The sequence below is a fragment of the Alphaproteobacteria bacterium genome (genome assembly GCA_018667735.1).
GTDB lineage: Bacteria > Pseudomonadota > Alphaproteobacteria > Rickettsiales > JABIRX01 > JABIRX01.
The window spans coordinates 1-6771 of sequence record JABIRX010000030.1 but is presented as its reverse complement, the minus strand read 5'-3'; the positions used below and the strand labels follow the sequence as shown (position 1 = coordinate 6771).

Annotated in this window: 5 protein-coding genes; 4 read left to right on the top strand and 1 reads right to left on the bottom strand. The window is 29.9% G+C overall.

Annotation, left to right across the window (positions count from 1 at the left end):
* Positions 1–145: 145 nt before the first annotated feature.
* From HOH73_02990 to ftsY, 4 genes are all read left to right on the top strand, one after another.
* Complete coding sequence (locus tag HOH73_02990) at positions 146–2038, top strand: ribonucleoside-diphosphate reductase subunit alpha (protein MBT5827824.1); 1893 nt, start codon at positions 146–148, stop codon at positions 2036–2038.
* 17 nt (positions 2039–2055) lie between these two features.
* Entirely contained in the window at positions 2056–3027 is a 972-nt protein-coding gene (locus HOH73_02985) for a ribonucleotide-diphosphate reductase subunit beta (GenBank protein ID MBT5827823.1), read from the top strand.
* 87 nt (positions 3028–3114) lie between these two features.
* Complete coding sequence (gene mtaB / locus HOH73_02980; protein MBT5827822.1) at positions 3115–4359, top strand: tRNA (N(6)-L-threonylcarbamoyladenosine(37)-C(2))-methylthiotransferase MtaB; 1245 nt, start codon at positions 3115–3117, stop codon at positions 4357–4359.
* A complete protein-coding gene (gene ftsY / locus HOH73_02975; GenBank protein ID MBT5827821.1) occupies positions 4347–5261 on the top strand; it encodes a signal recognition particle-docking protein FtsY in 915 nt (304 codons plus the stop codon). Before mtaB ends, ftsY begins: the two co-directional genes overlap by 13 nt.
* Here ftsY and HOH73_02970 read toward each other — a convergent pair.
* Positions 5258–6771 (bottom strand): hypothetical protein (locus tag HOH73_02970; protein MBT5827820.1); only part of this gene is annotated, 1514 nt, incomplete at its 5' end. The two genes, ftsY and HOH73_02970, sit on opposite strands and share 4 nt — an antisense overlap.

Genomic DNA, 6771 nt, shown 5'->3' with positions numbered 1-6771 from the left:
GAAAAAAATTTTAAAAAAAACAAAATTATTCACTAGACATAAGATTAGTAATTCTTATTATAAATCAACATATTGTGTGTAACTGTGTCTTAAGCCACAACATATAGTGTTTGTTAGATTAATTAAAAAACTTACTTATTACATCATGGAAAATAATATTTCACCTAAAGAACTAGAAAATAGTAATTATGAACTTCCCGTTTCGAATTTGCAGATAAATAAGTCCAGAGATGAAAATTTAACAGAATTTGGCAAAAAGACTCTAAAAGATCGCTATTTAATGCCTGGAGAAGATTATCAAGATTTATTTATGCGTGTTGCTAAATATTACAGTGATGATGATATGCATGCAGAAAGAATATATAATTACATTTCCAATTTATGGTTTATGCCAGCTACTCCTATATTAAGTAATGGAGGTACAGATAGAGGTATGCCCATTTCTTGTTTTTTAAACGAAGTAGAAGATTCATTAACAGGTATTATCGATTTGTGGAACGAAAATGTTTGGCTAGCGTCAAAAGGTGGTGGAATAGGAAGCTATTGGGGTAATATTCGTGCCATTGGAGAAACGGTTAGAGGTAATGGAAAAACTTCAGGTATCATACCATTTATAAAAGTTATGGACTCACAAACCCTTGCCATATCTCAAGGTAGTTTAAGAAGGGGTAGTGCTGCAGTTTACTTGCCAATTGACCATCCAGAAATAGAGGAGTTCATAGATATCAGGAGGCCCACAGGAGGAGATTATAATCGCAGAAGTTTAAATTTGCATCATGGTGTTGCAATAACTGATGACTTTATGAAAGCTGTAGAGAAAAACGAAGATTGGCCCTTAAAGAGTCCACATAATGGTGAGATAATCACTACACTAAAAGCCAGAGATATATGGATCAAATTATTAACCGCTAGAATTGAAACTGGAGAGCCATATTTATTATTCATAGATACTGTAAATAATGCAATTCCAGAGCATCAAAAGAAGTTAGGCTTGAAAATCAAAACTTCAAATCTGTGCTCAGAAATTACATTGCCTACCGGTACTGATCAACATGGTAAACAAAGAACAGCAGTTTGTTGTTTATCATCTTTGAACCTAGAAAAATATGAGGAATGGCAAGATGATAAAAGATTTATCCAAGATATAATGCGTTTTTTAGATAATGTTTTAGATGATTTTATTGAGAAAGCACCAGATTCAATGAAAAATGCCAAATATGCTGCAAAAATGGAGCGTAGTGTAGGTTTAGGAGTTATGGGCTTGCACTCATTTTTACAGAACAAAATGGTTCCTTTTGAATCGGCGATGGCAAAGGTTTGGAATAAAAAAATATTCACTAACATACATGAAAAAGTGGAGGAAGCTAATATCTTACTAGCAAAAGAAAAGGGAGCTTGTCCTGACGCGAAAGAAGTTGGCGTAGAAAAAAGATTTTCCAATACCATGGCTATTGCACCAACAGCTAGTATTTCCATAATTTGTGGTAGTTCTTCACCAGGCATTGAGCCATATGCAGCAAATAGCTTTACCCAAAAAACTCTAACAGGTTCATATAATGTGAGAAATAAGAACTTAAAAAAACTGTTAGAGAAAAAAGGTAAGGATAATGAAGAAACTTGGTCTTCTATTTCAACTAATGAAGGTTCTGTGCAACATTTAGATTTCTTGGATGAGCATGAAAAGTTAGTGTTTAAAACTGCGCAGGAAATAGAACAAAAATGGCTAGTAGATTTATGTGCAGATAGAACTCCTTATATCAGTCAGGCACAAAGCCTAAATGTATTCTTACCAGGTAATGTGCACAAAAAAATATTACATGATTTACATTTTGATGCTTGGAAAAAAGGTGTTAAAAGTATGTATTATTGTAGGTCTACATCTATTCAAAGGGCTGAAAAAGTGTCGCATGATGTTACTGCTACCACCATAGATTCAGAGAATATAGCTAACAATAACGCTGAAAGCAAACAGCTAGAGCAAGAATTGCCTAATAGCATTGCTTCTAATGATTATGAGGAATGTTTAGCATGTCAATAAATTTTAACGAGGAAAAAATGAAAATAACAACTCTTTTAGACGCAGAACCGATATATAAGCCATTTACATATCCATGGGCTTATGAAGCATGGGAAACTCAACAAAAAATACACTGGTTACCAGATGAAGTTCCACTAGCCGATGATGTAAGAGACTGGAAATATAATATATCAGAATCTGAAAGACATTTACTAACTCAGATCTTTCGCTTTTTTACACAGGCAGATATTGAGGTTAATAATTGTTATATGAAGCATTATTCACAAGTATTTAAACCTACAGAAGTACAAATGATGCTTGCTGCTTTTTCAAATATGGAGACAGTACATATCGCAGCATATTCCCATTTATTAGACACTATAGGGATGCCTGAGACCGAATATGTGGCATTTATGAAATATAAGCAGATGAAAGATAAATATGATTATATGAATCAGTTTGGTGTAAGTACAAAAGCAGATATTGCCACAACACTTGCTGTATTTGGTGGTTTTACAGAAGGTTTGCAACTTTTTGCTTCTTTTGCGATATTGTTAAATTTTCCCCGCTTTGGTAAAATGAAAGGAATGGGACAGATTGTAACTTGGTCAGTAAGAGATGAAACCTTACATTGTAATTCGATTATCAAGCTTTTTAGAACTTTCATCAAAGAAAATCCTGAAATTTGGAATGAAGATTTAAAATCTCGTATATATAACGCATGTGCGACAATTGTACATCTGGAAGATGCGTTCATAGATTTAGCATTTGAATTAGGTCCAATAGAGGGTTTAACCCCTAGACAGGTAAAACAATATATTAGATATATTGCTGATCGTAGATTATTACAGCTTGGTTTAAAAGAAATTTATATGACCGAAAAAAATCCTTTACCATGGTTAGATGAAATTCTAAACGGTGTTGAGCATGCCAACTTCTTTGAAAATAGAGTAACTGAATATACCAAAGCAGCAACGCTAGGAAGTTGGGATGACGCTTTTGCAGCTTAGTTTTAGCAAATTAGCAAATTAAAAATAATTTGCTAAACTTGACCTCTACCAGCTTGTGCTGTAATAAAAGGATATTATTTATAGTATATGTCTAATAGTGAAGTAGTAACCTTTGGTTGCAGATTAAATATTTTTGAAAGTGAGGTTATAAAAGGTAAGCTTAAAGAGGCAAAGCTTGATAATGCTATTATATTTAATTCATGTTCGGTTACAAGCGAAGCAGAGCGTCAATTAAGACAATCTATTAGAAAGCATAAGAGGAAAAATCCTGACAAAAAAATTATTGTAACTGGTTGTGCAGCACAAATTAATCCTGAGCAATATGCAAATATGCCAGAAGTAGATCAAGTTTTGGGCAATAGTGAGAAAATGAGAAAAAGCAGCTACTTAAACAACGCTTCAAAGGTAAGGGTTGAGGATATAATGGAGCTAAAAGAAGCAGCATCACATATGGTTTCCTCTTTTGAAGGCAAGGCAAGAGCTTTTTTAGAAATACAAAATGGTTGTAATCATCGCTGTACTTTCTGCATTATTCCTTTTGGTAGGGGAAATAATAGAAGTGTAAAAGTACAAGAGATATTGGAACATACTAAGCAAATTATGGCCGAAGGTTATGACGAGATAGTGCTTACAGGAGTAGATATTACTGATTATGGCGTAAATTTGGAAAATAAGCCTAAATTAGGTTTTTTAGTAAAACAAATTTTAGCATTAGACAATAACATTAAGGTAAGGTTATCATCTTTAGATGTTGCAGAAATTGATGATGATTTAAGGGAGTTAATTGTAACAGAGAAAAGATTAATGCCTCATTTTCACTTATCATTACAATCAGGAGATAATATGATCTTAAAGAGAATGAAGCGTAGACACAATAGGGAGCAAATTATAGATTTTTGCGAATTTCTAAGATTGCATAGACCTGATTGTTCAATAGGAGCTGATATTATTACTGGTTTTCCTACTGAAACAGAAGAAATGTTTAATAATAGTTTAGCTTTAATTCAGCAATTAGAAATAGCTCTGTTACATGTTTTTCCTTATTCAGAGCGAGAGGGAACTCCAGCGGCAAAAATACCTAAAGATAAGCAAGTAGCTAAAAATATAAGAAAAGAAAGAGCTAAAATTTTAATTGCACAGGGTAAAGAAAATATGATAAATTTTGCTCAGAAATTCATAGGTCATACAGTTTCTGCTTTAGTTGAATCAGAATTTATCTTAAAAACAGATCAGTTTTTACAAATAAGAACAAATAATAATAACTTTAAAGTTGGTTCTAGAGTTGATGTTAAAATAACAAAATTTGAAGATGGTTATTTATGTTTAGATTAATAAAAAAGCTTTTTACAAAAAGAAAGAAAATAGAATTAGCTAAAGAATCTATATTTAGTAAAGATTTAAATAAAATTTTTAAAAATAAGTTAGATCAAGAATTTTTAAATAATTTAGAAGAATTATTATTAAAAGCAGATATTGGCCCTAAATATACAGAAATATTAATTACCAGTTTAAATCAGTTAGAAGATAAAAATGATTTGAATGAAGAGAAGCTAAAACTTTATCTTAAAAATGAAATAAAAAAGCTTTTGAAAGATTCAAGTGCAAAAATCTCAATAACTAAAAAACCATATATCATTTTAGCAAGTGGTGTTAATGGAAGCGGGAAAACCACTAGCTTAGGTAAGCTTGCATATAAATTTGCAAAGGAAGATAAAAAGGTGGTGATAGCTGCGGCTGATACTTTCAGAGCTGGAGCTGTAGCGCAAATAGATAGTTGGGCAAAAAGAGCAAAAGTTAAATTATTTAAAGCAGAAAAAGAGGGTGCTGATCCAGCTAGTCTTGCATATAAAGCTATTGAATATGCACAGCAGGAAGATTATGATATAGTTTTAATTGATACAGCTGGCAGATTACAAAATAATAAAAATTTTATGGATCAATTAGCAAAGATAGTAAGAGTAATTAAAAAGTTTGATGATTCCGCGCCTCATTTATCTTTATTAGTCATAGATGGCACTACTGGTCAAAATTCACTAAAACAAGTAGAGGTTTTTAAGGAGAGATCATCCATTAATGGCTTGATCATGACAAAGTTAGATGGTACCGCAAAAGGTGGTTCTTTAATACCTATAGTTAAAGAGTATGAAGTACCAATTTATTTTATCGGAATGGGTGAGGCAATAGAGCAGCTATATGAGTTTGATGTTGAGCAATATTTAGATAAATTATTTTAATTTTTATCAATTCTTGCTAGATGGTAATATTCATCATATTTTGATGCTTTTTGCTCGTCTGGTAAACATAAAAGCCCTTTGCTTTGATAATCATTAATTAACTTACTTATTGATGAATGCACTATTTTTAATGAGTTTGAAATAAAATCATCCGGATATGTTTTTATTTCAATCCCATTACTTTTTTTACCTATTAACTTCCAAAACTCTAATTGATATTTATCAATATTTCGTACCTGTTTGGTAATAAATAATGCAAGAATAAGCTGACCATTATAGCCTTGTTCTAGGTCAGATTTATTAGGTAAACTTCCTGTTTTATAATCTATTATTTTTATTTGTTCGTTATCATATGAAATATAATCAATTTTGGCTTTTAGCTTAATATTATTATCTGGAATTTGTAATTCTTCTAGTGATTCGGCTATAATATTTGTGTCTGTACAATTTTCTACAAATGAATTTGCTATATAGAAAAATCTTTGTTGCCATGAAAATTTTATAGATTCTGGTATTTTATAAAAAGCTAATTCTTGAGCAAATAATTTACTTAAAATATTGCTTAATGCTATTTTTTCTAGCTTTGAATTATTTCTGATATTTTTAATAAAGTTTTCAAGAGATTTATGTACTAAAATTCCAAATATTTTATTTTTTTCTTCTGAAAAAAACAAATCTTTTTTGCGCAATTTTAGTATCTTAAGTGCGTATATACTATATGGATTTCTTAATAATTTTTCAATTTCAGTAACATAAAAATCATGAATCTTTAATTTATAAGGAATTTCTAGAATGTTATGTTCTTTTTTAAAAAATATTTGCTTTTTGCTAAAGTTCTTACAATTTATTAATTTCTGCTCTTTAAAATATTGGTAAAAAATATAAATAAAATTTTCTTTATCTTGTTTATTTTGAGCACGAGTAAAAACTATGTTTTTACTTTTAGTTACTCTAAAAAAGTCAGTAGAAATCTGGCTTTCTCTTATTTCTTGTAAATTAATAACATTATTCTTAATAGCTTTTAGATTAAATATTTTATCAATATTACTTTGCCATAAATCTTGATTAACATCTGCTATAATTATGTTATTATAATTTATTAATCTTAATTCCTTTGGTTGTATAATTAATAATTTATCATCTTCATAGTAAATTGTTTTTCTCTCTGGGTTAATTAATTCTAGTAATTGTGAGAATTCTTTTTTGTAGATTTTATGGATATTGTTTTTTAATATTTCCAACTCATTTAGAAGTTCAGGTGGGATATGATGTGCAATAAAATTTATTATTTCATCTGGCCTCTTCTTAATTTTATAATATTCCTTATGTTCAATTTTTATTTTTATATCTAGGTAAAAGTAAAATAGATGCTCTATTTCTTCAGGGTTATTTACCTTATAAAAGCAATAAAATAATTTAAATATTTTATCATAATCGCTTAGATTGAATTTTAGGCTCTCTACATATTTATTAATTTTAAATAAAATCAAATCCCTTAATTCTTGATTAT

Bases quoted from the DNA above. Each gene is read 5' to 3' on its own strand.
- HOH73_02990 (MBT5827824.1), top strand. From the start codon at position 146: ATGGAAAATAATATTTCACCTAAAGAACTAGAAAATAGTAATTATGAA.
- HOH73_02985 (MBT5827823.1), top strand. From the start codon at position 2,056: ATGAAAATAACAACTCTTTTAGACGCAGAACCGATATATAAGCCATTT.
- mtaB (MBT5827822.1), top strand. From the start codon at position 3,115: ATGTCTAATAGTGAAGTAGTAACCTTTGGTTGCAGATTAAATATTTTT.
- ftsY (MBT5827821.1), top strand. From the start codon at position 4,347: ATGTTTAGATTAATAAAAAAGCTTTTTACAAAAAGAAAGAAAATAGAA.